General features: G+C 27.4%; 30 protein-coding genes and 1 tRNA gene. 8 read left to right on the forward strand and 23 right to left on the reverse strand.

Going from position 1 to position 24,696, the window contains the following annotated elements; translation table 11 throughout:
• Nucleotides 1-47: 47 nt before the first annotated feature.
• From rplL to rpmG, 9 genes are all read right to left on the reverse strand, one after another.
• The gene (gene rplL / locus BPP43_RS06960) at nucleotides 48-437 is read right to left on the reverse strand and encodes a 50S ribosomal protein L7/L12 (protein WP_013244496.1); all 390 of its coding nucleotides are present in this window, start codon (nucleotides 435-437) and stop codon (nucleotides 48-50) included.
• 57 nt (nucleotides 438-494) lie between these two features.
• Nucleotides 495-1,019 (reverse strand): 50S ribosomal protein L10, encoded by a 525-nt coding sequence (rplJ, locus tag BPP43_RS06965; protein WP_013244495.1) that lies wholly within the window; start codon nucleotides 1,017-1,019, stop codon nucleotides 495-497.
• A gap of 101 nt (nucleotides 1,020-1,120) precedes the next feature.
• Nucleotides 1,121-1,822, reverse strand: coding sequence for a 50S ribosomal protein L1 (gene rplA, locus BPP43_RS06970; protein WP_013244494.1), 702 nt, complete (start codon nucleotides 1,820-1,822; stop codon nucleotides 1,121-1,123).
• 73 nt (nucleotides 1,823-1,895) lie between these two features.
• On the reverse strand, nucleotides 1,896-2,318 hold the full coding sequence (gene rplK, locus BPP43_RS06975; RefSeq protein WP_013244493.1) for a 50S ribosomal protein L11: 423 nt from the start codon (nucleotides 2,316-2,318) through the stop codon (nucleotides 1,896-1,898).
• Between the two features lie 18 nt (nucleotides 2,319-2,336).
• A complete protein-coding gene (gene nusG, locus BPP43_RS12225; protein ID WP_252832283.1) occupies nucleotides 2,337-2,690 on the reverse strand; it encodes a transcription termination/antitermination protein NusG in 354 nt (117 codons plus the stop codon).
• Between the two features lie 55 nt (nucleotides 2,691-2,745).
• Nucleotides 2,746-2,919 carry a transcription termination/antitermination NusG family protein gene (locus BPP43_RS12230; protein ID WP_252832284.1) on the reverse strand — a complete coding sequence of 58 codons (174 nt, stop codon included), beginning with the start codon at nucleotides 2,917-2,919 and terminating at the stop codon, nucleotides 2,746-2,748.
• 3 nt (nucleotides 2,920-2,922) lie between these two features.
• Entirely contained in the window at nucleotides 2,923-3,243 is a 321-nt protein-coding gene (secE, locus tag BPP43_RS06985; protein ID WP_013244491.1) for a preprotein translocase subunit SecE, read from the reverse strand.
• Nucleotides 3,244-3,284: 41 nt separating this feature from the next.
• Nucleotides 3,285-3,357 (reverse strand) — tRNA-Trp (locus BPP43_RS06990).
• A 14-nt stretch (nucleotides 3,358-3,371) separates the two neighbouring features.
• Nucleotides 3,372-3,548, reverse strand: coding sequence for a 50S ribosomal protein L33 (gene rpmG, locus BPP43_RS06995; RefSeq protein WP_013244490.1), 177 nt, complete (start codon nucleotides 3,546-3,548; stop codon nucleotides 3,372-3,374).
• Between the two features lie 179 nt (nucleotides 3,549-3,727).
• Between rpmG and BPP43_RS07000 the strand changes: the two genes are divergently transcribed.
• Nucleotides 3,728-5,917 carry an LTA synthase family protein gene (locus BPP43_RS07000; RefSeq protein WP_041752826.1) on the forward strand — a complete coding sequence of 730 codons (2,190 nt, stop codon included), beginning with the start codon at nucleotides 3,728-3,730 and terminating at the stop codon, nucleotides 5,915-5,917.
• On the opposite strand, the gene thiD is transcribed toward BPP43_RS07000, so the two are convergent.
• Entirely contained in the window at nucleotides 5,914-6,723 is an 810-nt protein-coding gene (thiD, locus tag BPP43_RS07005) for a bifunctional hydroxymethylpyrimidine kinase/phosphomethylpyrimidine kinase (protein ID WP_015274554.1), read from the reverse strand. The genes BPP43_RS07000 and thiD overlap by 4 nt on opposite strands.
• Before the next feature lie 18 nt (nucleotides 6,724-6,741).
• Nucleotides 6,742-7,452: an ANTAR domain-containing protein gene (locus BPP43_RS07010; RefSeq protein WP_015274555.1), complete on the reverse strand. Its 711-nt coding sequence runs from the start codon at nucleotides 7,450-7,452 to the stop codon at nucleotides 6,742-6,744.
• Nucleotides 7,453-7,585: 133 nt separating this feature from the next.
• Between BPP43_RS07010 and BPP43_RS07015 the strand changes: the two genes are divergently transcribed.
• Both BPP43_RS07015 and BPP43_RS07020 read left to right on the forward strand, forming a co-directional pair.
• Complete coding sequence (locus tag BPP43_RS07015; protein WP_015274556.1) at nucleotides 7,586-8,554, forward strand: P1 family peptidase; 969 nt, start codon at nucleotides 7,586-7,588, stop codon at nucleotides 8,552-8,554.
• 46 nt (nucleotides 8,555-8,600) lie between these two features.
• Nucleotides 8,601-9,128 carry a hypothetical protein gene (locus tag BPP43_RS07020; protein WP_041752876.1) on the forward strand — a complete coding sequence of 176 codons (528 nt, stop codon included), beginning with the start codon at nucleotides 8,601-8,603 and terminating at the stop codon, nucleotides 9,126-9,128.
• A 45-nt stretch (nucleotides 9,129-9,173) separates the two neighbouring features.
• Here the strand turns inward: BPP43_RS07020 and BPP43_RS07025 are convergent, their stop codons facing one another.
• On the reverse strand, nucleotides 9,174-9,803 hold the full coding sequence (locus BPP43_RS07025; RefSeq protein WP_015274558.1) for a lactate utilization protein: 630 nt from the start codon (nucleotides 9,801-9,803) through the stop codon (nucleotides 9,174-9,176).
• Nucleotides 9,804-10,008: 205 nt separating this feature from the next.
• Here BPP43_RS07025 and BPP43_RS07030 point away from each other — a divergent pair, with 205 nt between their 5' ends.
• From BPP43_RS07030 to BPP43_RS07045, 4 genes are all read left to right on the forward strand, one after another.
• Entirely contained in the window at nucleotides 10,009-10,359 is a 351-nt protein-coding gene (locus BPP43_RS07030; protein ID WP_013244481.1) for a demethoxyubiquinone hydroxylase family protein, read from the forward strand.
• 46 nt (nucleotides 10,360-10,405) lie between these two features.
• The gene (locus tag BPP43_RS07035) at nucleotides 10,406-11,215 is read left to right on the forward strand and encodes a family 1 encapsulin nanocompartment shell protein (RefSeq protein ID WP_013244480.1); all 810 of its coding nucleotides are present in this window, start codon (nucleotides 10,406-10,408) and stop codon (nucleotides 11,213-11,215) included.
• 123 nt (nucleotides 11,216-11,338) lie between these two features.
• Entirely contained in the window at nucleotides 11,339-12,115 is a 777-nt protein-coding gene (locus BPP43_RS07040) for a YdcF family protein (RefSeq protein WP_015274559.1), read from the forward strand.
• Nucleotides 12,116-12,198: 83 nt separating this feature from the next.
• Complete coding sequence (locus BPP43_RS07045; RefSeq protein WP_014936758.1) at nucleotides 12,199-13,167, forward strand: beta-ketoacyl-ACP synthase III; 969 nt, start codon at nucleotides 12,199-12,201, stop codon at nucleotides 13,165-13,167.
• Nucleotides 13,168-13,234: 67 nt separating this feature from the next.
• Here BPP43_RS07045 and BPP43_RS07050 read toward each other — a convergent pair whose 3' ends face one another.
• The 3 genes from BPP43_RS07050 to BPP43_RS12240 all read right to left on the reverse strand — a co-directional run bounded on the left by BPP43_RS07050 (nucleotide 13,235) and on the right by BPP43_RS12240 (nucleotide 15,042).
• A complete protein-coding gene (locus BPP43_RS07050; RefSeq protein ID WP_015274560.1) occupies nucleotides 13,235-14,161 on the reverse strand; it encodes a glycosyltransferase family protein in 927 nt (308 codons plus the stop codon).
• A gap of 137 nt (nucleotides 14,162-14,298) precedes the next feature.
• Nucleotides 14,299-14,619 (reverse strand): hypothetical protein, encoded by a 321-nt coding sequence (locus BPP43_RS12235; RefSeq protein ID WP_252832285.1) that lies wholly within the window; start codon nucleotides 14,617-14,619, stop codon nucleotides 14,299-14,301.
• A 30-nt stretch (nucleotides 14,620-14,649) separates the two neighbouring features.
• Nucleotides 14,650-15,042: a TRM11 family SAM-dependent methyltransferase gene (locus BPP43_RS12240; RefSeq protein WP_252832286.1), complete on the reverse strand. Its 393-nt coding sequence runs from the start codon at nucleotides 15,040-15,042 to the stop codon at nucleotides 14,650-14,652.
• A 108-nt stretch (nucleotides 15,043-15,150) separates the two neighbouring features.
• Between BPP43_RS12240 and BPP43_RS07060 the strand changes: the two genes are divergently transcribed.
• A complete protein-coding gene (locus tag BPP43_RS07060; RefSeq protein ID WP_013244475.1) occupies nucleotides 15,151-16,326 on the forward strand; it encodes an acetyl-CoA C-acetyltransferase in 1,176 nt (391 codons plus the stop codon).
• 58 nt (nucleotides 16,327-16,384) lie between these two features.
• Here BPP43_RS07060 and BPP43_RS07065 read toward each other — a convergent pair whose 3' ends face one another.
• The 8 genes from BPP43_RS07065 to BPP43_RS07090 form a co-directional block, all read right to left on the reverse strand.
• Nucleotides 16,385-17,443, reverse strand: coding sequence for an FAD-dependent oxidoreductase (locus BPP43_RS07065; protein ID WP_252832287.1), 1,059 nt, complete (start codon nucleotides 17,441-17,443; stop codon nucleotides 16,385-16,387).
• Nucleotides 17,358-17,888 carry an NAD(P)-binding protein gene (locus tag BPP43_RS12245; protein ID WP_252832288.1) on the reverse strand — a complete coding sequence of 177 codons (531 nt, stop codon included), beginning with the start codon at nucleotides 17,886-17,888 and terminating at the stop codon, nucleotides 17,358-17,360. Before BPP43_RS12245 ends, BPP43_RS07065 begins: the two co-directional genes overlap by 86 nt.
• A gap of 13 nt (nucleotides 17,889-17,901) precedes the next feature.
• Entirely contained in the window at nucleotides 17,902-19,584 is a 1,683-nt protein-coding gene (locus tag BPP43_RS07070) for a hypothetical protein (protein ID WP_015274561.1), read from the reverse strand.
• A gap of 182 nt (nucleotides 19,585-19,766) precedes the next feature.
• On the reverse strand, nucleotides 19,767-19,961 hold the full coding sequence (locus BPP43_RS12250; protein WP_015274562.1) for a hypothetical protein: 195 nt from the start codon (nucleotides 19,959-19,961) through the stop codon (nucleotides 19,767-19,769).
• A 363-nt stretch (nucleotides 19,962-20,324) separates the two neighbouring features.
• Complete coding sequence (locus BPP43_RS07075) at nucleotides 20,325-21,647, reverse strand: MATE family efflux transporter (protein WP_015274563.1); 1,323 nt, start codon at nucleotides 21,645-21,647, stop codon at nucleotides 20,325-20,327.
• A gap of 127 nt (nucleotides 21,648-21,774) precedes the next feature.
• Complete coding sequence (gene gmd, locus BPP43_RS07080) at nucleotides 21,775-22,773, reverse strand: GDP-mannose 4,6-dehydratase (RefSeq protein WP_013244471.1); 999 nt, start codon at nucleotides 22,771-22,773, stop codon at nucleotides 21,775-21,777.
• A gap of 18 nt (nucleotides 22,774-22,791) precedes the next feature.
• Nucleotides 22,792-23,724 (reverse strand): GDP-L-fucose synthase family protein, encoded by a 933-nt coding sequence (locus BPP43_RS07085; RefSeq protein ID WP_013244470.1) that lies wholly within the window; start codon nucleotides 23,722-23,724, stop codon nucleotides 22,792-22,794.
• Between the two features lie 192 nt (nucleotides 23,725-23,916).
• Nucleotides 23,917-24,696, reverse strand: coding sequence for a glycosyltransferase family 2 protein (locus BPP43_RS07090; RefSeq protein WP_015274564.1), 780 nt, complete (start codon nucleotides 24,694-24,696; stop codon nucleotides 23,917-23,919).

The following is a 24,696-nucleotide window of genomic DNA, read 5'->3' on the forward strand; positions in this document are numbered from 1 at the left end:
AGAAATTGTATCATACCCTTCTTAAATATAATCAAATATTAATGATATTATTTAATTTCAACTTTACCACCAGCTGCTTCTAATTGTTTTTTGATAGCTGCTGCTTCATCTTTAGAAACGCCAGATTTAATTGTTTCGCCGCCTTTTTCTACAGCGTCTTTAGCTTCTTTTAAGCCTAAACCGCTAACTGCTCTAACTTCTTTAATAAGAGCAATTTTTTGAGCTGCATCAAAACCTGTAAGAATAACATCGAAATCGCTTTTTTCTTCATCAGCTGCTGCTGCTGCGCCACCTGCTGCTGGAGCTGCTGCTACTGCTGCTACTGGCATAGCTGCTGTTACGTTAAATTTTTCTTTTATAGCTTCTACTAACTCATGAAGCTCGATAACTTTCATTTCTTCTATTGCTTGTAATATTTCTTCTTTACTTAAAGCCATTTTTATTCTCCTTAAATGTTTTCTTTAATTTCTTATTTTTAATTTAATATCAACATATTATGCTGATTTCTTTTTTTCCTCTTCAACGCTGTCAAGCACATAAGCAAGCTCTGATATAACGCTTTGCAAGCTGTTTGCAAAACTTGATATAGGAGACTCGAGTGCTGTAACAAGATGAGAAAGTAGAACTTCTCTTGGAGGTATATTAGCTACAACCTGTACATTAGCAGGGTCTAATAAATCCTCTCCCATGTAACCGCCTTTTATTTTGATTTTATCATTCTTTTTAGCGGCTTCACTAATAACCTTAGCAGCTGAAGGCATATCTTCTTTTGCAAATACAACTGCTGTTGGGTTAATAAACATCTCATCTTTTACTTCTCTGCCTAAATCTTTCAAAGCAATGTCTACTAATGAGTTTTTGCATATTTTCATTGAAGAAGAAGTTTTTGCTAATTCGCGTCTTAAATCTGTAAGCTGTGATACTGTTACTCCTCTATAATCGAAGAATACTAAACCAGCACAACTGCCCATACTTTCTTTAAGAGCTGCAACTGTTTCTATATTTTTCTTATTAGGCATATATCCACCTTCTTCTATTTATATTAAACAATCTCTATAAAGCTATTCATATAATGGGATCACAAAATACGACTTCGTTTATAAAAATGTTTATCAGCTAATTATAGTTTTATCTTTTTATAATCTATTTTTATACCAACACCCATTGTTGATGTTACACCAACGCTTTTTATATAATCACCTTTTAAGTCTGATGGTTTCTTTCTTAATATCTCATCATAAAAAGCTCTGAAGTTTTCATTTAATTTATTAACGTCCATAGATGCTTTACCTATAGCCATTCTTACAACACCGAATTTGTCTGCTCTGTATTCCATTCTTCCTGCTTTAAAGCTTTTTACTGCTTGAGCTATATCAAGTGTAACTGTTCCTGTTTTAGGGTTAGGCATAAGTCCTTTTCTACCAAGAATCTGTCCTAATTTACCTACTTCTTTCATTAAGTCTGGTGTAGATATTGCAACATCAAAGTCAGTGTATCCGCCTTTAATTTTGCTTATTAAATCTTCAAAACCTACTTCCATAGCACCAGCATTTTTTGCCTCATCTGCTTTCTCACCTTGAGCAAATACTACTACTCTTTTCTCTTTACCGAAAGCATTAGGGAATGATAATGTATCTCTTATTGTGTGTTTTGGTAAGATATTAAGGTTGATTGTAACCTCAATAGTTTCATCAAATTTACAGGTAGCATTTTTCTTAGCTAAATCAATAGCCTCTTCTACAGAATAGAGTGATAATTTCTCTACTGTCTTTCTTATAGCGTCGTAACGTTTGCCACCTATTTTCTTTTCTTTTGTTGCCATCTTTTCTTTCCTTTTTCAAACGCGTACTTCCATTTATTATTTATAAATGGTGTTGCCTATTTTTAATTAATAATTATTCTACTTTAATACCCATAGCACGAGCTGTACCCGCAACTATTTTCTTTGCTGCTTCTATATCATTAGCTGACATATAAGCCATTTTCTCTTGAGCTATTTCTTCAAGCTGCTTTTGATTGATTGTTGCAACTTTTGTTTTGTTAGGCTCACCAGAACCTTTTTCAATACCCAATTTCTTCTTAATTAAAGTAGAAGTTGATGTACCTTTAGTAACAAATGTATAAGTTTTATCTTCATACACTGTTATATAAGTGTTTAATAGCTGACCTTTCATTTTAGATGTTTTAGCATTAAAATCTTTAACGAAAGCGGCTATTTGTATTTGTTTCTGACCTAATGCAGGTCCAAGTGGTGGAGCAGGAGTTGCCTCTCCGCCGGGTATTCTAACCTTTACAATACCAACTACTCTTTTAGCCATTTTTACTACCTCTTTTTATTATAATTTCTTTACTTTATTAAAGTCTAATTCTGTTGGGGTACTTCTTCCAAATATCTCTATTTTTACTGTAACCTTACCCTTATCAGCATTAATATTCTCTATTAAGCCATTTAAACCATTGAAAGGTCCGTCTATAACTTGTACCTTCTCCCCTATTTCAAATTCCATTCCTATAAGCTCATTAATATCATTTTTGTTTTTAGCTTCTCTGTCTTCAAATATACGAGCAACATCAGCTTCGCTTAATGGAGTTGGAATTATATTACCTTCTTCTTTAGTTGTAGCATGACTTCCTATAAATCCTGCTACTCCTGGTGTTCTTCTTACCATAGATTGTGTAGCATCATTCATTACCATCTTAACTAAAACATAACCAGGGTAAAAGAACTCTTCTTTAGTTACTTTTTTACCTATTTTTATTTTTTTGTACAGTCTCAGAAGGTATATATATGTCTACTACCAAATCAGACATACCATTTTCTTTAATTCTTTTTTCTAAACGTTCACGAACTTTATTTTCATAACCATGCTGAGTGTGAACTATATACCATCTATAATCTCTAGTCATTTCTTCAGACATACATCACCTACTATATCTATTTTTTCTAATGTATCGTATAGCGAAATAAACCACAAATAATACCACAACAAGAAGTATTAAAACCAAAGCTATTTTTGATGAAGCTATAGAAGATAATATAGAACCATCTAATAAAGCTCTAGTTAGAAATGTTACTATATAATCTGCAGCACCCAAAAAAGCAGCAGACAAAATAAGCAAAATCACAACAACAACTGTCTGATTAAGAACCTCTTGACGAGTAGGCCATACACTTCTCTCAAAAAGCTCTTTTTTTATCTCTTCTAAAGAATTAAATAATTTGTTCTTTTTCTTCTCTGCCATATACAATACCTTAAATTTTAATATTAAATTAAGTAAAAAATCAGGTCAGACAGGAGTCGAACCTGCAACACCCGGTTTTGGAGACCGGTGCTCTACCAATTGAACTACTGACCCAAATATATAAAAAATTATCTTGAAACTTTCAATTCTCTGTGGATAGTGTGTTTTCTATCATGAGGGCAATATTTTTTTAATTCTAATTTTTCTTGAACATTTTGTTTATTTTTAGTTGTTATATAATTTTTTCTTTTACATTCTGTGCATTGTAAATGTATTTGCTCGGTTTTTACTTTATTACCTGCCATTTTTATATCTCCGAAATTTAGACTACTTATATTTTAAGTGGTATTCAATTATATAACTAATTTTCTTTTATGTCAATAGATTTTAAAGCAATTTTTTACAATATTAATATATAATAAAAAATATTTACATAATTTTATTTTTACAGTTTTATAATAAAAAAATACCGCATAGAAAACATATGAAAAACAAATTATATAAATACATTATTATAACAATAATTATATCAATATTAATACTAATACCTCTATCAATTATGGGGAATTTCAAAAGAACTGCATATATCTCAGACTTTAAAAATATTGTAGAAAATAAATACTCTTTTACATTTAAATATAAATCAAAAATTTTTAAAAATAATAAAATATATGAAATACAGCCAAACACAAACCAAACAATAAAAGATGTAATCTCTATTAAATTTAAAAATGGAAGCTCATTCGGCACATTAATTACAGATAAGAAACTAAATACAAACGACAAAATAGAGAATATAGAATACAAATTAAAATTAAAAAAAGAAGTATTTATATTTTTTATTTTAATAATACTAATATTTCCAATACTGTATTTATATATAATACCAAACATAATAAAAAACTATAAAACATATATACTTTTTCTAATAATACATACTCTGCTCTACTTCTCAATAACTAAATTAATTCTCCCATCATTTTCAATGTTAAAATTACAAACAAATGTTTATGATATACTGTACTCATATTTGTTTGTAATAATTTCATATAATTTACTAAGCTATATACCAAATTTTATACATTTAAAAAATCATAGAATAATTTTTACGATACTATTTTGTGTTATAACAAATTTTTCTTTTTTTGTGATAGAGACTATAGCATTGAGCGTGTTAGATATGGTAATACTTTTTTCTGATATGCCAAATCTATATTCTTCACTTATAACAGTGCTTCCTCTATATATGAAGATTATAACAATACTATCCACTATAATATATTTCTCTTCAATATTATTTTTATTATCACTATTTATATACAACTTATATAGAATGTTTAAAACGAAAAAATCAAATGCAATAATTATGATATTATCAATCATAGCTATATCATATGTTTTATTTTTAAGACCAAGCAAAGTTGACATATGGAGCATAGATTTTTTAAGAAATGCCAACAAAAGAGGAATAATATATACACTCAATTATAGAATAAATTATGACAGAATAAACAATATAAAGCCAAGCAAAGAAGCAGTATTAAACTCTATAAACTTATTGAAATCCTATGAAGAAAAAAGAGACATATCAAATTTATTATTACAAGAAAGTGAAAACAAAAGAGACATATTTTTAATATTTTTAGAGTCCTTTTATGATTATTCCCATTTTGTAAAACTATTTAATAAAGACCCATTCCCAAAAGAATATAGAAAATGGGCAAATGCCTCTCAAAAAATATCTCCAAATGTTAATAATGGAAGTTTTTATGCAAGACTGGCAGGACTTACTGCTTCAAGCCCACTATATCCAAAAACTCAATCAGAAAAAATAAATAACACTTTAATAAGCCTTTTAAATGAAGAAGGATACTACACTTTGGCATTAGAAGAAGCATTAAACACATACAACCTTAAGACATTCTACCCTTCAATAGGTTTTAGTAATTCAATATTCGGTTTAAACATCACAAATATAAACACATACCTAAAAACTAATATAAACAATCTTAAAAAACCTCTATTCGTATCTGGCTTTACAATTTTAGGACACACAGATTCTCATATAGAAAATGATTTTAATATAGCAGAAAAAAATAAAAAGTTTATGAATTATTTTAATGGCAATGATAAACTCAATCTCATAGAAACTATGGACAATTCCGTAATGGCAGCAATTGAAATAATAAAAATTAGAGACACAATACTAAAATATTCACCAAATGCATTAATAATATTCAAACATGACCATTTGTATCCATATTTAAGAGCAATAGTAGAGCGTTCAACTATAGATGAAAACATAAAGAAAAGCTTTTTAGAAGATAGTAGTCCAAGTCCGCTTCTTATATGGGACGGCACTAACGGAGCATACAAAGCACCAGTAAATATTGTTCCAGAAAATATACCAATGTTTATAGCTATTAATGCTGGAGCAACAAATTATAAAAACTCTATTATTTCACTGCTTTACAAAGAAAATATTGATAACACTATAAGCACATATCATAAATATTATAAAATTACTAATAACTCATTGATAATAGAAAATAATATTGATGAAAACTCTGAAATTTTTAAATACGAAAATGCCCAAAAAATATTGTCGCAAGATATATTTCAAGGTAAAAAATATTATTATGAGTTAATAGACAATTTAGAAAAAACTAATTAAAATTTTAAATACTTCCAAAGCTCATAAAAATGATTAACAGGTCCATGACCTTTACCAACACTGTCAATTTTAGCAGATTCTAAAGCATTAAATAAATAATTCTTAGCTAAAATGCATGCTTCTAAAGGAGTTTTACCATGTGCAATATAACTGCAAATAGCAGCAGATAATGTGCATCCTGTGCCATGTGTATTTTTAGTATCTATTCTAATAGCATCAAGAAACTCATGCTCTCTGTAGTTTATAAATAAATCTCTTGAAAGCTTTCCGTCTAAATGCCCGCCCTTAAGCATTACATTTTTTGCTCCCATTTTTAGTATATCATTAGCAGCAGCAATCATGTCTTCATCTGTAACAATTTTTTTGTTTGTAATATCCTCTGCCTCTGGTATATTTGGAGTAATCACTGTAGAAATAGGTATAATATATTTTTTTAAGCTTTCAACAGCATCTTCCAAAAGAAGCCTATCTCCGCTTTTTGCAACCATAACAGGATCAACTATTATAGGTATATTTTTAGCATTATTCTCTAAAAAGTTAGCAACAAGTTTTATTATATCATTATTAAAAAGCATTCCTATTTTTATAGCATCTGGCACTATATCATCAAATATGCAATATAACTGCTCTTCTATAGCCTTAATATCTATCTCATAACAGCTTCTCACCCCTTGAGTATTCTGTACAGGCAATGCAGTTAATACACACATTCCATAACAGCCCAAAGCAGAAAACACCTTTAAATCTGCCTGTATTCCAGCACCGCCAGAACCATCAAAACCAGCTATAGTTAAAGTCTTAATCATAATAACAAATCCCAATACTTAAGATATTAAATTTTTTTCTATATATTTTTCGTATATAAATTTACAAATTACTTTATGGTCAAAAGAAGATAAATTCTCAAATAATCCAATATATTCTTTACCTATTACCTCTATAATATTTAGAGAAAATGTCATCTTATAAGAACCTATAGACATATAAACAAGCTGTATATTATATCCAACATTAAGACGTACATGCTCATTTGGTATTAAAAACTTTAACCCCCTAGCAGACATCTCTAATATCATACTATGTACTATCTGCTTAGTTTCTTCATGTCTAAATACTATATCATAATTTACATTGCCAATAACAGGATATTTTAATCTCTTAGGAAGTAAATTAGATTTAGATAATATATTTGAAAATCTATTGAAAAAATCTTTTTCATTAAACGGCTTAAATAATATTCCAGCAACACCTATTTTAAACATCTTAGAAACAAACCCAGGCGTAATTTCTGGAACGTAAATTAAAACTTTAATATTTTTATATATATCATTATAATACATTTTTTCTAAAATATTATTAGCTTCTTCATCATAAGGAGATGTTTCTATAATAGCAATAGAGAAAGGCATTTTTGAACAAGTAGGAAGTATATGTTTTTTATCTTTTACTGCTACAACATCATAACCTTGCATAAGCAGTATTGTTGTGATATTATCTCTTATAGTGTGATTAGAATCGTAAACTAATACCCTCATAAAGCACCTCCATTTGCCTATATATTAATTATAAGATAGTTAAAATTAAAATCAAGAAAAAAAACTAAATTATGTTATAATTATCAAATATACATTTAACTCACAATTTAATAATAAAGTAAGGACATCAAAAATGAAAGAAATAAAAATCACAGATATAGAAAATATAAAAATAGGAAACGCTCAAAATATAGAAGCTGCTACAGGCTGCACTGTAATAATATGCGAACGCGGTGCTAACACTTCTCTTGATGTACGCGGAGGAGGACCTGCTTCGAGAGAAAGCGAACTTACAAAACCTTTTGCAACTACAGAAGTTATACATGCTGTACTATTAAGCGGTGGAAGTGCTTTTGGTCTTGATGCTTCTGGCGGAGTGATGAAGTATCTTGAAGAGAGAAATATTGGTTTTGATGTGGGTGTTACTAAAGTGCCTTTGGTTTGTGAGTCTTGTATATTTGATTTGCGTGTTGGAGATTATAAGGTTCGTCCTGATATAGAAATGGGTTATAATGCTTGTATTGATGCTCAGAATAATAATCCTAAAATGGGTAATTATGGAGCTGGTACTGGGGCTTCTGTAGGTAAGATATTGGGAGTTGATTATGCTATGAAATCTGGATTAGGTTTTTATGCTTTAGAAGTTGATGGGGTTAAAGTGGGAGCTATAGTTTCTGTTAATGCTTTTGGGGATATATTTGATTATGACACTGGAGAGAAATTAGCAGGGCTTTTAGGTGAAGATAAAAAAAGTTTTAGAAGCTCTGAAGAAGAATTGATAAAACTCACAAGAGATAAAGAGATATCATTTAATTTAGTAGAAAACACAACAATAGGAGCTATTATCACAAATGCTAAGTTTACAAAAACACAAATGGGAAAAATTGCCTCTATGGCTCATAATGGTTTTGCTAGAACTATAAAACCAGTACATACTACATTAGACGGGGATAGTATTTATGCTATGTCTGTTGGAGATATTAAGGCTAGTATTGATGCGGTTGGAAGTTTGGCTGCCATTGTAATGGGAAGAGCTATTAACAATGCTGTAAAAAATACTTCTGCTGCTTATGGGCTAAAAGCTTATAATGATATTTTTTAATTATTTTTTATTAATAAGTATATTAAAAATTGATATATTTAAATTAATGAGAAAAATATTTATCTTTTTATTAATACTTACAAATTTAGCTTTCAGCAATAATATAAGCAATAATCAATATAAAAATATCGATGATTATGCTGGAATATATTATGGAACATTGATTGCATATTCTGATGCAGCAGGAGAAGTGCATTTACAAAATTTTAAAATAGAAATTTCAAAATATGGAAATATTATATCCGTAATACCAACATCATTAATAATAGGAATAGATACAGACACAGATGTAGAAGTAAATAAAAGTAAAATTATAAGAAAATCAAGCACTCAATATGAGGTAATAGACAATATCACAAAATATATTATACCCCATATCTCATCAGTTTCAGCAAGCGGAAATATAATGCTTAATTTTTATGATAATGGAAACACTTTAGAAGTAAACGGCATCTGCGAAGGAAGTGTAAGCTTTAATATAGAAGCATTCGATAAAACAATCATAGAGGCTAATAAATCTACAAAAGTAAATATTCATGGAACTTTTTATATTACTGAAAAATTGAGTGATTAAATAAAAACTTCTAGTAAACTTAAAAGCCCTATAATTTGTAATAAATTAAAAACCTAATTCTTCATCTATAAATAATATATGTATTCTGTTTTTTATATGGCATTTATTTATAATAACAGTATAAGCACATAATCTCTCTTCTATATTGCAATTCTCATTACAAACCATATCACCCACACTGCAAGGATTATTTACTTTAAATCTTATAGAGTTTTGTGAAGCAGCAAAATCTTTAGCTCTCTTTAATGCATCTTGTTGAGTATTAGCAATCTTATTTCTTCCAACAACTAAATATACTTTTTTTGGTCCGTAAATCATAGCAGAAACCCTATTTCCGCCTCCGTCTATAGCGATAACATCTCCATTCTTACTCAAAGCATTAGCAGAACATAAATATACATCAGCAGTAAAAGCCTTAATCTCTGCCTCTGTTTTTAATTCTTTATTGTTTCTATCTACAAAGTTTTTATAATCTTTTAAATCTTCTAATATACCCATCTGATTAACACTAGTACTTCCGCCGAATGTTATAACATCATCTTTTTTTATTTGAGATAACAAAAACTTTTTAGCCTCTTCTTTATTAGAAAAGCTATCAAAAGCAAAACCCTTTTTATTGAAATTTATTTTTAATATATTAGATAAATTCTTAAAATACTCTTCTTGAATAGTCATAAAAAACTCCATAAAATAATTAACTAAATATTCTAATAAATTATACTTAATATAAAAATATTTGTAAATACATATCATTTTTTCTTTTTATATTTGTTTTATATGTTGACTTTTATAATTTTTTATACTATACTTGTTATTAGTAATTAATATTAATAAGTAATTTATTGTATTAGTATAATTAGGTATTTCAAAGGAGGAAAATATGCCTAGTTTTGCAAACCCGTTTAATGCAAATGTTGAAAGAAAGATTAGTAAAGAAGAATTAATACAGGCTGTGAGATTGGATATAGCTGGAGAATTAGAGGCTATATATTTATATGATGCTCATTGTATGGCTACAGATGACCCTGTTGCTAAGGCAGTTTTAGCTGATATTAGAGATGAGGAAAAGGCACATGTAGGTGAACTTATGGCTCTTTTAAGACATTTAGACCCTAAAGAGGCTGAACATTTTGCTTCTGGAGAAATGGAAGTAAAAGAAATGATGGAAGAGTTGGGAATAAAAGAACCAGATTTATCAGGTCTTACAGTTGGAAGTTTGAAAAAAGAATAATTATTATTATACTAAATATTATAAAATAAATTTAAAAGGAGAATATATGGACTTTTTAGCAAGAGATGGTTCGCCTTTTGATAGCGACTTTTGGAGTAAAATAGATAAAGCAGTAATAGAAACTGCAAGCAGAACTTTAATAGGAAGAAGATTTTTAAGTATATATGGACCTTTAGGTTCTGGCACTATAAGCGTGCAATATGATAGAAATGATAGAGAAGAAGTTTTTCAAGATGGTATAGTAAAAACTTCTGGAAGGCATTCTGTGGAACTTCCTCAGCTATATCAAGACTTCACTCTTCTTTGGAGAGATATAGAAAATAATGAAAAAAATAAAATGCCTTTAGATTTATCTGTAACATCATTTGCAGCACAAACTTTATCAAATAAAGAAGATGAATTAATTTTTTATGGTAATGAGTTTGTTGGAGTTACTGGAATACTAAACACTAAAGGTGTACAAAAACTAAAAATTAGCGATTGGTCTGCTGGTGAAAATCCTTACATTGATATTGTAAAAGCTATTAATATGATTAGAGAAAAAGGAATAGTTGGAAGAATAATACTAGCTTTGAGTCAGGGATTATTTTTCGACTTACAGAGAATACAGCAAGGTACTGGCATGACTGAAGCTCAAAGAATAACTAATATGATTCATAATCTATATAATATACCTACAATAAAAGGTAAAAAAGCTGCTATTATATGTGTAGAGCCTCAATATATAGATTTAGCTATTGGTGTTGATATGTCTACTGCATACTTAGAGCAAAAAGACCTTAATCATACTTTTAGAATTATGGAAACTGTTTTACCTAGAATAAAAGAACCTAATGCTATTGTTGTACTAGAATAATACCCCAATAATTTTTTAAATATTATAAAAAAGCAAAAGTAGGCAATAAAGCTTATTTTTGCTTTTTTTTATTTATATAGTTTTATTAAAAAAATATATATAAAAAATATTATGGAATAATTTATGTGTTACAAAAAAATATCAGAATATATAAACATATTAGCAGATTTTTGCGGTACAAGAGATATTAGTTTTTTAAATAAAGAAGAGTTAAAAAATAAATATAATATAAATCAAGCAGATATTATCGTATTATTTGGAGGAAGCATAATTGAAGGAGGCGATATATTTGCTCAAGCTATAAAAGAAAAAATTGCTAAAAAATACATAATAGTCGGAGGATACGGACATACAACAGATACTTTAATAAATAATATAAAAGAAATAATGCCAAACATAAACTATAAAACAGAAGCAGAAATATTTAATGAATATATAAAAAATAAATACAATCTAGAAGCAGATTTTTTGGAACTGCATTCCACAAATTGCGGAAATAATATTACTAATCTATTAGAAATAATAAAAAAAGAAAAATTAGATTTCAACAATATAATATTAATTCAAGATGCATCTATGCAGCTAAGAATGAGTGCTGTTATAAAGAAGTATATAGATAAAAGTATAGAAGTTATTAACTATGCAGCATATAAAGTAAAAGTAATAAATAAAGATTCAAAATTAATTTATGACAACTACCCTATTGGAATGTGGAATATAGATAGATATATTAATCTTCTTATGGGAGAGATACCAAGATTAACAGACAATAAAGAAGGTTACGGACCAAGGGGTAAAGATTTTTTAATTCATATAGATATACCAGAAAAAGTGGAGAATGCATTTTTAGAATTAAAAAAATATTATCCTAATATGGTAAGAGAGGCAAAAGAGAAATAAAATAGTTACTAATAACTATATCATTTTTTTTAAAAAGTAATATATTTTATACTAGAAAAGTATATTTTAAATTGGAGCTTATAATGAAAAGAGCATACATTAAAAACATAGCCTATTATGTACCAGAAAGAATATTAGACAACAAATATTTTGAAAGCATATTAGACACCAATAATGAATGGATAGTAACTCGTACAGGTATAGAAACAAGACATATGGCAAGACCTGATGAAACTATTTTTGAAATGGGAATTAATGCTGTTAAAAACTTAGAGAAAAAAGGTGTGGATTTAAAAGAAGTTGATGCTATATTAGTTCCTACTGTAACAAAAGATTATATATTTCCATCTATGGCTGGACAATTACAACAAGCATTAGGACTTAATCATTGTTTTGCTTTAGACTTATCTGCTGCTTGTTCTGGATATATATATTCACTAAACACAGCTGTTTCTTTGATAGAAAGCGGACAGTGTAAAAATGTACTTATAGTTTCAAGCGAAAAACTTACTAAAGATGTTAATTGGAAAGACAGAGGTACTGCAATTCTTTTTGGAGATGCTGCTACTGCTTCATTAATTACAACAAGAGATGACGGAAAAGGAATAATAGGCATGCATATGCAAAGCGAGCCTGATATGAGTATTGTACTTAATGGCGGAAGCGTTTGCCCTATAAGAGCCGATGATTTAGAAGCTCCTGAGTTTAAAATACATATGGACGGTTCTGAAACTTTTAAGAGAGCTGTTACTGAGTTTTCTAATAGTATAGATAAAGTTTTAGAATCTACTGGAAAACAATTAAGCGATGTTAAATATTTTGTACCGCATCAAGCTAATTTAAGAATTATGCAGGCTGTTGCAAAAAGAATAGGTCTTCCTATGGAAAAAGTAAGCGTTGTATTAAATAAATTCGGAAACTGTTCTTCAGCAAGTATAGGCTTAGCTTTAACTGATGCTTTAGAAGAAAATAAAATTAATGACGGAGATTTAGTTCTTCTTACAGGATTCGGTGGCGGATTTACTTGGGGTTCCAGTTTAATGATTTGGTAATAAGACCTTTTTAAAAATATATAATAAGGATAGCTTTAAGGCTATCCTTTTTTTTAAATTAAATAAATTAGAATCTGCTTTTTCTAAATTTATTTTTAAAACTACCACGCCATTTTTTTATAGGAATCCACCAAGCAATTTTATTAATGATAAAATCTCTATGGCTTAATTTTGAACTTACAAAAATAGAATTTCTTTTTTTGCTTCCCCCAAGCTTAATCCATTCCTTATAATTCGCATTCCAAGAATCATTTTCTATAGAATTCCAAAATTTCTGAGGACCAAAAGCATGTAAAATTTTAGCATCTTTATATTTATGATGTTCCCTAGGGTGTACAACATATATTGTTCTATCTATTACTTCCGGCTCTATATTAAAATCATGAAGCATTAAACTAAAAATTGCTTGCTCCGGCAAAAGTAAATATTTACTATATTGCATAGTTTTATCTAAACAATAATTATATAACTCATCAATATTTTTTATAGTATCATAAAAAACTATTAAACCAGCACCCATTACAAACATATCTTTATCATATTTAAATGATGGCTCATTAAGAATATCATGAGACAAATCACCGCCAATAATTTCTATAAAGTCTTTAAGCATTTTACATTTCACATTATTATTTTTTGGTATAGCTATTTCAGAAATATCATCTAATAATAATACATCAAAATCTGTAACTATTACTGTTTTATATTCGTTTAATAATTTAAGACATTCATATTTAAAAAATATCAAATCAGAAAATCTTTCTCTTACAAAAGTATCTATATTATTTAATTTTTCATTTAATTCAAATTTAATAAATTTGACAGGAATTATGCTATTCATAATCTCCTGATCTTTTTCAGATATATTATCATGATAAATAATTATATCATCAGCTAAATTTGGAGAATATTTTTTTAAATTTATTAAAAAAGCACCAATTGCAAATGATAAATCGAAACTGCCGCCTAATACAATAGCCGTATTTTTCTTCATAAGATTATTACATACCTTTTTTATTACAATATATAATATTTTTTTTATTTGTCAAATTGTTTTAACTATATACTTTTTCGATAATTCTTTATCAATAAAAATATCTTACTGATAATTAACTCATAAAAATAATATATTTACAAATTCCTTAAATGAACCTTGCCGTTTTTATCTATGGTTTTATTTCCTTGTTTGTACATTATAAAAAGATAATTAAAACCTCTTAAATAATAATTATATTCTATAGCAGATAAATGATAATTACCCTTGCTTAAACTTTTATTGTGCCTTACAACAGAAACTATATCTATAGGCATAAAATATTTACTCATAATCTCAAAAAGCTTAAAACCTATAGGCATAAAAGGATAATCTTTTTCATAAGAGTCTGAAACATATAAAGCCATATACCTATCTTTTTTCATTATTCTAAATATTTCAGATATAACTTTCTCCATAGCATTATAATACTCATCTGTTTTAGTCAGTTAATTTTCCTTATGCAATTTTTTTCTATCAGAGTAATTGATATGCGTGCTATAAGGAGGGTCAATAAAAACAAAATCTACCTTTTCATCTTCTATAGGTATCTTTCTAGCATCTGCTCTAAAAATGTCTTTTCTCTCTAAAGCCTTTGGATTAATATCATACCCTAAAGCCCTTCTTCCGAGTTCTCTTGCAACATCAACCGTTGTTCCGCTTCCAGCCATTGGGTCTACAACTAAATCTTTTTCTTTTGTGTATCTATTTAATAAATTCCATATTATATACGAAGGTGTTGCTCCTATATAATGTTTATGCTTTTCTTCTTCACTTTTTAAATATTGCTGGGAAGGATAATCCCAAAGAGTTGTGGTTTGTAATTCTAGCTTCTTTTTCATTTTCCTCATTATACACTATAAAACTATATTAACAAGTATAAAGTATTGTAAAACATATTTTTATTGACTATACTATACATAATAAGCTTTTTATTAGGAGATTATATTATGAGAGAAATAGTAATAGCAAGTGCCGTTAGAACACCTGTCGGTAAGTTTTTAGGCTCATTTGCAAATACTTCAGCTGTAGAGCTTGGTACTATTGCAGTGAAAGAGGCTTTAAAAAGAGCAAATATAAAACCAGAGCAAGTTGATGAAACTTATTTTGGCTGTGTTATACAATCAGCACTTCTTCCAAACGTTGCAAGGCAGGTTTCTGTTAATGCTGGTATACCTGTAGAAAAACCTGCATTGACCATAAACATATTATGCGGTTCTGGACTTAGAGCTGTATCAATGGCAGCACAAATGATTAAAGCTGGTGATGCTGATATAGTGGTTGCTGGTGGAACTGAAAATATGAGCATGGCACCGTATACTTCTTCTGCTATGAGAATGGGGGCAAGAATGGGTGAGACAAAAATGCAAGACACTTTACTTAATGATGCTCTTGTATGTGCTTTTGAGCATTATCATATGGGGGTTACTGCAGAGAATATAGCAGAACAGTGGAAAATAACAAGAGAAGAACAAGATGAGTTTGCATGCAGAAGTCAAAACAGAGCTGAGGCTGCTATAAAAAGCGGAAGATTTAAAGATGAGATAGTGCCTGTTACAATAAAGACCAAAAAAGGAGAAATAGTAGTAGATACTGATGAACACCCTACATTTGGTACTACTATGGAATCTTTAGCCAGATTAAAGCCTGCATTCAAAAAAGACGGTACTGTTACTGCTGGTAATGCTTCTGGTATTAATGATGCTGCTTCTGCTGTAGTACTTATGTCTAAAGAAAAGGCTGATGAGCTTGGAATTAAACCTATGGCTAAAGTTTTGGGTTATGCTACTCATGGTGTTGAGCCTAGGATAATGGGAATTGGACCAATAGAAGCTAGCAGAAAGGCTTTAAAAATGGCTAATCTCACAGTTGAAGACATGGACTTAATAGAAAGCAACGAAGCTTTTGCTGCTCAGTCTATTGCTGTTGCACGTGAGCTAAAATTCAATATGGATATAGTAAATGTTAATGGAGGCGCTATTGCTATAGGTCACCCAATAGGAGCATCAGGAGCTAGAATACTCACTACACTTTTATACGAAATGAAAAAACGCGGTTCTAAAAAAGGTCTTGCTACACTTTGTATAGGCGGCGGTATGGGTACTGCTTTAGTGGTAGAGATGTAATTTATAATTAAAACAATAAATAAGGGTTAAAGCTTAATTGTTTTAACCCTTATAATTTTTAATTGGATTTTTCTTCATGATATTCTTCTTCAGTATTAATATTCCATATACTGCTTTTATCCATATTCTCATTAATGATACAATTAACAGCTTCCATAGCAGAAAGCATAGAATGATCCATATTATTATATCTATGCATTCCATTTCTTCCTATCAAAAATAAATTATCTATTTTTTCTGTATATTCTTTTATCTTATAAAACTCATTATAAACACCTGTATAAGAAGGATAAGCCTTTCTAATTCTAACAACATTAGAAGACACTATATCTTCATCTCTTATTAATTTTAATGATTTCATTTCACCTATAGCAAATTTTATAAACTCATCATCACTCATAGACCATAACTCATCATTTTCAAAGCACATATATTCCATACCAACATAATGAAGTTTTTTATCAGAAACCATATAAGGACTCCAGTTGTTAAATAATTGAAGTCTAGCAACTTTTACATAAGGCTCTTGTATATAAATCCAATTATCTTTTACAACTCCATCTTTATTATGCAAAGCTATGTCTTTCAATAATAATCCAACTGTTATGAAATCTCTATATTGAAGCTTAGATGCTATCGTTGATACATCTTGAGGAATTTGACTCATAGATGATATAGAATGTATTAAGTCTTTAACAGGCATTGTTGAAATTAAATAATCAATATTATCTATAGTTTCATTATCATTTGAAGCGATTGAAATAATCTTATTATTTTCAATTTTTATTTTATCTATTTTTTTATTAAAATATATTTTTCCGCCCATGTTTTCTATTTCTTTTGCAACTGTTTCCCATAATTGACCTGGACCATATTTAGGATATAAAAATTTCTCTATTAAACTAGTTTCTACACCTTTTTGTTTTATATCATTACTTTTCTTTTTTGGTTTTAAAGCATTGATTATAGTTTTCCAAACAGAAAGCCCTTTAACTCTTTGTGCTCCCCAATCTGGGCTTAATTCAGAAGGTTTAACACCCCCACACTTTCTCTGTATAGTCCCTAAAAAATAAATTATATAATTCTCTTCCAAATCTGTTAATATAAAATTTTTCAAGAGAATCTACTTTTTTATATGGAAAAAGAGAAGACTTGATATAACTAAAACCTATTTTAGTACATCTTAAAAAACCTAAATTAAATATTAAATCCTTACTTAAAGTTACAGGATAATTAAATAATTTCTTTAAGAAAAATATTCTTGATAGCCTATTTCTTATAAGCATAACCCTATCTATATTTTCAGGATTTAAATCTTTAGATTCTTCAGGCATAATATTAAGCCAAAAATTCATTACTTTATCACTTTTAGAAAAAAATCTATGCCCTCCTATATCCATTCTATTTCCATTATTATTTACAGTCTGAGAAATTCCGCCTATCACATTAGTTTCTTCATATATATCTACTTTAAGGTTCTCATTCTTTTTTAATAACTCATAAGCAGCTGTAAGCCCTGCAGGTCCTGCACCTATAATAACTATTTTTTTATTATTGACCATTTATTCTCCTTAATTAAATAAAATATTTTTTTATTAAACCTATATCATATATATATGATATAAAAGATACTAATAAACTAAAATTCATTACTACTATTGGAAATAAAAACCTACTATCATTTAAAGAAGTAAATATTATTACTATAATAATTGTAGCAAAACTAGAAAATGATACAAAAAAAGAATACATTAATAATTTATTAAAACTTCTTAATTTTATAATTAAAAATAATGATGTAAAAAATATTAATATACTAATAAATATATTAAATAAATTATATAGCCTTATAGAAAAAGTGTGTAAAAAATTATATATTGATATTTTTACACTATTGGGTTCTATATTATAATTTTTGAAATTAAGTTCCTCTAAATTTTTTGGTATATAATATGTATGATAAGATCCAATTATCCATACATTTTTAGATAGTATTACAGAATTAGCAAATTTTAATATATGACTAATATAGCTTTTTGGATATTTTAATATATATTTAATCCAAACTTTATTTATATTCTCCAAATATCCAGGCTTAAATATTCTCTGCGGGAAATGTGAAAATACAAATACATCTCCAAATAATGAAGTAGAATTATACAATTTTTTTAAATCTTCAAAATCTTTTCCTTTTTCATACCAATCACTAGGAATTAGAGAATCATCATTATTAGCAGCAGCACAGGCAGCTATTTGCATAGCAAATATATTATTTGGAGCATTTCTTGCAAATCTATCATTAATATCCATCCAAATTTCATAATCTATAACATATCCATATTTAGAATATAAATCATCATAATTAATATCTTTATAATAATATCCATCATTTGACTTTATCCATATATAAGGATTGATTTTTACTATAAACACCATTAGTATTGCTGCTATAAATGAAATTGATATAAAAAGAAAAACATTTTTCAATTTAGATTTCAAATTAAATTTGCATACTAATAAAAATATTAGAAATAATATTATTGGATATATTGTTACTATTGCATTATGTCGCCATAATAGTGCTAATAATAATGACACCAAAATGATAAGTCTAATAATTATATTTAATATTATATTTTTTATTGGCACTAATATCATAAAAAATATTAATGATATAGATAGCCATATAAACATAGAACATGTTATATCTTTTAATTGTGTCAATGTAGTAAAAAACATATCTGATATAAATGCTATACAAAATAATAACAAAACTTGCGGATTTTTATACTTTAAATAAAGTGCAATTATTATTAATGAAAGTCCGCTATAAAGACAAATTAAATTAATTAAAGTTAAATAAAAAGTATGCTGTCCAAATATTTTATATAAGAGGTTAAGTATTACTGCTATTATAACTGGATGCCAGTTAGAATAATCTTTCAATATTGATTGTTTTAGTATGACTATATTATCTGGATTATAGAAATAACCAGGAAATCCCAACCAGAAATGAAATAAAAATAATATAAATCCTATTAATATTATAGTAATTATAACATCTCTATCAGTATGAAATATCTTTTTAAGATTAAAAATATTTCTTATTTTAATATATATTGTTAAAAATATTATAAATATAGAATATGTTAATAACATTGGTTTTAGTTTCAGAACATATGTTATATTATAAATTTTTTCAGCATCTATAACTTTACTAGAAATTAAATTACCAAATGGACCGCCATTTTCATTCATTTCTATTTTTTTAATATAATTATTATTTTCTAAAATTTGGTTTATATTAGGATAAACACCATAAATATCACTATTTCTAAATACTTTATTATAATATTTTATTCTAAAATTATAGCTATAATTTGTTATAGATATATTAGTAAATAAAAAATTATTAATAGAAGTTTCATCTAATTTATCTTCTATAATAAATAATTTTTTAGTTTTCTTTCTAAATCTAATCCATTTATTTCTAATGTTTTATCAACATTTATCTCAAAATCTGATAGATATCCTATTCTTTCTTTTTTTCCTAAAACATATAAAACTATAATTGAAATAGCTAGTATAATAACAAATACTATATATATTTTTAAAAAAATATTTTTATTTTTCATATTTTATCCTTGTAAAAAATACATAGTTTATTATAAATAAAATTTTTTTCAACAAAAATAGAGCATATTAGTAAAGTAAAATATGAGATTATATATAAATATTTGTTTGTTTGCATATTATTCTTCCATTTAAATAAAATATTATATCATAATAAAGAAAATCATCAATCATATTCTTATTAATAAAAAAATAAAAAATCAGTTCTAAAAAAGTTTTGCTAAGCTTTGTATAAGAAACTGTAGTGTACTACTTTAGTTGTAGAGATGTAATTTATAATTAAAACAATAAATAAGTATTAAAGCTTGATTGTTTTAACCCTTTTGTATCACTTAAATTATTTAATTAAATATAATTATTTTTCTTTATAATAAATTATTAATATTACTAATCAATTTATTTCTGCTATTAATAAAAAATAAAAATGAAAAAATGCTTGTTAAAATCTCTGCAACTGGAAATGATAACCATACCCCTGTCATATTAAAAATACTAGATAAAATAAATATTGAAGGCATTATGAATATAAAACCTCTTAATATAGATATTATAAATGCCTGCTTAGCTTTATCTCTAGAAGAAAAATATACGCAAGTGATAATATTATATCCCACAAATATAAATGCTGTAAAATATATGCGAAGTCCATTAACTGATATTCTTTGAAGCTCTTCTATATTGTCTCTATTAAAAATTGAAGTTATTTCATTAGCAAATAAATAAGTAATTATATAAACAAAAATAGAAATACTGGTTGATAAAATTACAGCATATTTATATATTTTATTTATATTATCTTGATTATTATAGTTAATACTTATAATAGGCTGCACTCCCTGCCCCATTCCTGTAAATATTGCTATAATCACTAATGCTATATTTGCAGTAATTCCATAAGCAGCTACTCCTACATCGCCTGCAATATTTAATATTATTATATTGAAAGATAAAATAACAAAACCTGATGAAACTTCAGTAATTAAAAAAGATACACCAAGAGATGATATTTCAAAGAATTTTCTAAAACTAATATTAGGCTTTACAATAAAAAATGTATTTTTCTTTTTTATAAATAATGCTGATAATATTAGTATGCTCACAACAGGAGAAAATACTGTTGCAAGCACAGCTCCAAATATTCCCATATTAAAAGGAAAAATAAATATATAATCAAAAACAATATTAAACAAACTTCCCATAAGCATAGCAATCATAGCAAGTCTCGGGTGATTATCATTTCTCACAAAACCTAAAAGCACATTATTAAGCATAAACATAGGCGAAAATAAAAGTATCATCTTTATATAAATATTAGTCATAGAATGTATATTACCTCTAGCTCCCAAAATATAAGCTATACTAGATGTAAAGAAAATACTCAAAGTTATAAACAAAACTGATATTATCAATATATAAATTAAAGAATTAGTAAATATAATATTTGCTTCATTATTTTTATTTTGTGCTTTTAATATAGCATACTTAGTAGCAGAGCCTATTCCAAGCATTAAACCAATTCCATTAACAAAATTAAAAATAGGTATAGCAATATTCAAAGCGGTAAGCCCATCAGAGCCTATTCCTCTAGCAACAAAAAAAGTATCAGCAAGTATATAGCAAGATAAACCAATCATACCAAGCACATTAAGTGATACATATTTAATAAATAGATGAAGTATATTATTCATAAAAAATACCCTATAATAAAAAAACGTTTGCGTTCATACTTTCTAAGGCCTACGGTATGAATACAAACGTTCTAAATAAATTTATCCGGCGACAAATTTAATTATTTTCTACATTATTATTTTTATATTAATTAAAGTCCTTTAAACTTAATCCTACACTATTTAAGTCATATTCTAACATTATTTTTACTAACTCTTTAAAAGTAGTTTTTGGCTTCCAACCCAATTTTTCTTTAGCTTTAGTAGGGTCTCCCAAAAGTAAATCTACTTCAGCAGGTCTATAATATCTAGGGTCTATTTCAACATATTTTTTCCAATCAAGACCAACAAGACCAAAAGCTTCATCAAGAAACTCTTTTACAGAATGTGTCTCTCCTGTAGCTATAACATAATCATCAGCTTTTTCTTGCTGCAACATAAGCCACATAGCCTCAACATAATCCTTAGCATATCCCCAGTCTCTCTTAGCATCCAAATTACCTAAATATAGTTTATCTTGTTCTTTCTTTAAAATCTTAGCAATTGCATGTGTTATCTTTTTAGTAACAAAAGTTTCACCTCTTCTTGGGCTTTCATGATTAAATAATATACCATTACAAGCATACATATCATAGCTTTCTCTATAATTAACCGTAATCCAATATGAATATAATTTAGCACAAGCATAAGGGCTTCTTGGATAAAAAGGTGTTTTCTCAGTTTGGGGAGTTTCAACAACTTTACCATATAATTCACTTGTTGAAGCTTGATAAAATTTTGTTTTTATATGTGTTTCTTTAATAGCATCAAGTATTCTTATAGTACCTAATCCTACAACATCAGCAGTATATTCTGGCATATCAAAACTTACTCTTACATGACTTTGTGCTGCCAAATTATATATTTCATCTGGCTGTATTTTCTCTAACAATCTTGATAAATTAGAACTATCAGATAAATCTCCATAATGTAAAAACATTCTAACATCATTAATATGAGGATCACTATACAAATGATCTATTCTCTCTGTATTAAAAGATGAGCTTCTTCTAATTATACCATGTACTTCATAGCCTTTCTCTAATAAAAGTTCAGCTAAATAAGAACCATCTTGTCCTGTAATTCCTGTAATAAGTGCTTTTTTCATATTTTTATATCCTATTTATTATTTATTATAATTTTTTAAAAAATCTTCATAAGCTATTTTTAAACCATCTTCAAGTTCTGTTTTATATTTCCAACCTAAAGCGTTTATCTTTGAAACATCTAATAATTTTCTCATAGTGCCATCTGGTTTAGAGCTATCTAATTTTATTTCACCTGTAAAACCTACAACTTTTTTTATTAACTCTGCTAATTCTTTTATAGTAACTTCCTTTCCAGAACCTATATTAATAAATTTGCCTATATCTTTAGCATCTTTATTTTCCATTAAATAAATACAAGCCTCTGCCAAATCATCTGAACACATAAACTCTCTTAAAGGAGTACCGCTACCCCAAATAACAGTTTCCTTCAAATTATTTATTTTTGCTTCATGAAAACGTCTTATAAGCATTGGTATAACATGAGCATTTTCTGCATGATAATTATCATTTATACCATAAAGATTACAAGGCATAACAGCTATATAATTAGTATTATACTGTCTGTTATAAGATTCACACAATTCTATACCTGTAATTTTTGCTAATGCATAAGGTCTATTTGTACTTTCTAAATATCCTGAAAGTAAATATTCTTCTTTTATCGGCTGAGGGCATTCTTTTGGATATATACAGCTTGAACCTAAAAACATTAATTTTTCAACGCCATAAGTATAAGAAGCTTCTATTATATTATTTTGTATTTGTAAATTATATAATAAAAAATCTACTGGATAAGTATTATTAGCATATATGCCGCCTACTTTAGCAGCTGATAAAAATACCCACTCTGGTTTTTCTTTTTCAAAAAACTTAAAAACATCTTCTCTGTTTCTTAAATCTAACTCTGAATGTGTTTTTCTTATTATATTAGAATAACCTTTTTTTGTAAGCACTCTATCTATTGCGCTGCCAACTAAACCTCTATGTCCTGCTATATATATTTTCTTCATAATAAAAATACCTCATTATTATTAAACATTATTTAATATTACAAATATCCAACAAATTAAAACCAAAATGCAAATTAACCTTTTAAGTAAATATTTCTCTATATAAAAAACATAATATAGAATTAATTTTACTTTACATATCTTCGTCTTTTAGATGATTATATGGTTTATCTTTTATTTGTCAACTCAAATTTATTTCTTTACATTATAATATCCAGTTACTACTTTTATTAACTGTGACATTATTTGTAAATTCCCCCAAAAATTTATTTTAGTTGGTATTTTACCACTTTTGGGATAAACTCTTGTTTGTGGTATCTCTATAACTTTATAACCCAATTTAGGTATTATATTTGCTAAATACCATTGTGATTCCCAACTAGTAAATATATCCCTAAAAATAGCTATTCTATCATCATCTATTATCTTCATAGAAAAACCTCTAAAGGCTGACATTGTTTCTGTATATTTAAATCCTGAAGATAATGATAATAGAGGATTAGAAATTAATTTAATTGCTAATACTCTTGAAAGTGGTGTGTTTTCATGATATCCACCTTTCATAAATCTTGAACCTTGAACAAAATCATAACCTTTTTCTAATAATTCTACAAACTCCATAGTCTGCTCTACACTATCTTTATTATTACCATCTACTGTAACTATTCCTTTATATTTCTCATCAGATACTTTTGAGAAACCTGCTTTATAAGCATTGGCTTGACCTTTCATTCTAATAGTAAGAACAGCCCTTACTCCTATATCTCTAAGAAAATCATCATTTATAGAACCATCTGTACTTCCAGCATCAAGCAAAAATATATCTATCTTTCCAGGTATATCAGAATCTTTCAAACGTTTAAGTTCTATTTGTATTCTTTCTCCCTCGTTCCAAGTAGGTATTAATAAACAATACTCATTTCTTTTACTAAAATATTCTTTATATTCATAATTTGGTATTTCTCTTTCCAT

The organism is Brachyspira pilosicoli P43/6/78 (assembly GCF_000325665.1).
GTDB classification, from domain to species: domain Bacteria; phylum Spirochaetota; class Brachyspiria; order Brachyspirales; family Brachyspiraceae; genus Brachyspira; species Brachyspira pilosicoli.

Bases quoted from the DNA above. Each gene is read 5' to 3' on its own strand.
- rplL (WP_013244496.1), bottom strand. From the start codon at position 437: ATGGCTTTAAGTAAAGAAGAAATATTACAAGCAATAGAAGAAATGAAA.
- rplJ (WP_013244495.1), bottom strand. From the start codon at position 1,019: ATGCCTAATAAGAAAAATATAGAAACAGTTGCAGCTCTTAAAGAAAGT.
- rplA (WP_013244494.1), bottom strand. From the start codon at position 1,822: ATGGCAACAAAAGAAAAGAAAATAGGTGGCAAACGTTACGACGCTATA.
- rplK (WP_013244493.1), bottom strand. From the start codon at position 2,318: ATGGCTAAAAGAGTAGTTGGTATTGTAAAGGTTAGAATACCCGGCGGA.
- nusG (WP_252832283.1), bottom strand. From the start codon at position 2,690: ATGAATGATGCTACACAATCTATGGTAAGAAGAACACCAGGAGTAGCA.
- BPP43_RS12230 (WP_252832284.1), bottom strand. From the start codon at position 2,919: ATGTCTGAAGAAATGACTAGAGATTATAGATGGTATATAGTTCACACT.
- secE (WP_013244491.1), bottom strand. From the start codon at position 3,243: ATGGCAGAGAAGAAAAAGAACAAATTATTTAATTCTTTAGAAGAGATA.
- rpmG (WP_013244490.1), bottom strand. From the start codon at position 3,548: ATGGCAGGTAATAAAGTAAAAACCGAGCAAATACATTTACAATGCACA.
- BPP43_RS07000 (WP_041752826.1), top strand. From the start codon at position 3,728: ATGAAAAACAAATTATATAAATACATTATTATAACAATAATTATATCA.
- thiD (WP_015274554.1), bottom strand. From the start codon at position 6,723: ATGATTAAGACTTTAACTATAGCTGGTTTTGATGGTTCTGGCGGTGCT.
- BPP43_RS07010 (WP_015274555.1), bottom strand. From the start codon at position 7,452: ATGAGGGTATTAGTTTACGATTCTAATCACACTATAAGAGATAATATC.
- BPP43_RS07015 (WP_015274556.1), top strand. From the start codon at position 7,586: ATGAAAGAAATAAAAATCACAGATATAGAAAATATAAAAATAGGAAAC.
- BPP43_RS07020 (WP_041752876.1), top strand. From the start codon at position 8,601: ATGAGAAAAATATTTATCTTTTTATTAATACTTACAAATTTAGCTTTC.
- BPP43_RS07025 (WP_015274558.1), bottom strand. From the start codon at position 9,803: ATGACTATTCAAGAAGAGTATTTTAAGAATTTATCTAATATATTAAAA.
- BPP43_RS07030 (WP_013244481.1), top strand. From the start codon at position 10,009: ATGCCTAGTTTTGCAAACCCGTTTAATGCAAATGTTGAAAGAAAGATT.
- BPP43_RS07035 (WP_013244480.1), top strand. From the start codon at position 10,406: ATGGACTTTTTAGCAAGAGATGGTTCGCCTTTTGATAGCGACTTTTGG.
- BPP43_RS07040 (WP_015274559.1), top strand. From the start codon at position 11,339: ATGTGTTACAAAAAAATATCAGAATATATAAACATATTAGCAGATTTT.
- BPP43_RS07045 (WP_014936758.1), top strand. From the start codon at position 12,199: ATGAAAAGAGCATACATTAAAAACATAGCCTATTATGTACCAGAAAGA.
- BPP43_RS07050 (WP_015274560.1), bottom strand. From the start codon at position 14,161: ATGAAGAAAAATACGGCTATTGTATTAGGCGGCAGTTTCGATTTATCA.
- BPP43_RS12235 (WP_252832285.1), bottom strand. From the start codon at position 14,619: ATGGAGAAAGTTATATCTGAAATATTTAGAATAATGAAAAAAGATAGG.
- BPP43_RS12240 (WP_252832286.1), bottom strand. From the start codon at position 15,042: ATGAAAAAGAAGCTAGAATTACAAACCACAACTCTTTGGGATTATCCT.
- BPP43_RS07060 (WP_013244475.1), top strand. From the start codon at position 15,151: ATGAGAGAAATAGTAATAGCAAGTGCCGTTAGAACACCTGTCGGTAAG.
- BPP43_RS12245 (WP_252832288.1), bottom strand. From the start codon at position 17,888: ATGGTCAATAATAAAAAAATAGTTATTATAGGTGCAGGACCTGCAGGG.
- BPP43_RS07070 (WP_015274561.1), bottom strand. From the start codon at position 19,584: ATGAATGAAAATGGCGGTCCATTTGGTAATTTAATTTCTAGTAAAGTT.
- BPP43_RS12250 (WP_015274562.1), bottom strand. From the start codon at position 19,961: ATGAAAAATAAAAATATTTTTTTAAAAATATATATAGTATTTGTTATT.
- BPP43_RS07075 (WP_015274563.1), bottom strand. From the start codon at position 21,647: ATGAATAATATACTTCATCTATTTATTAAATATGTATCACTTAATGTG.
- gmd (WP_013244471.1), bottom strand. From the start codon at position 22,773: ATGAAAAAAGCACTTATTACAGGAATTACAGGACAAGATGGTTCTTAT.
- BPP43_RS07085 (WP_013244470.1), bottom strand. From the start codon at position 23,724: ATGAAGAAAATATATATAGCAGGACATAGAGGTTTAGTTGGCAGCGCA.
- BPP43_RS07090 (WP_015274564.1), bottom strand. From the start codon at position 24,696: ATGGAAAGAGAAATACCAAATTATGAATATAAAGAATATTTTAGTAAA.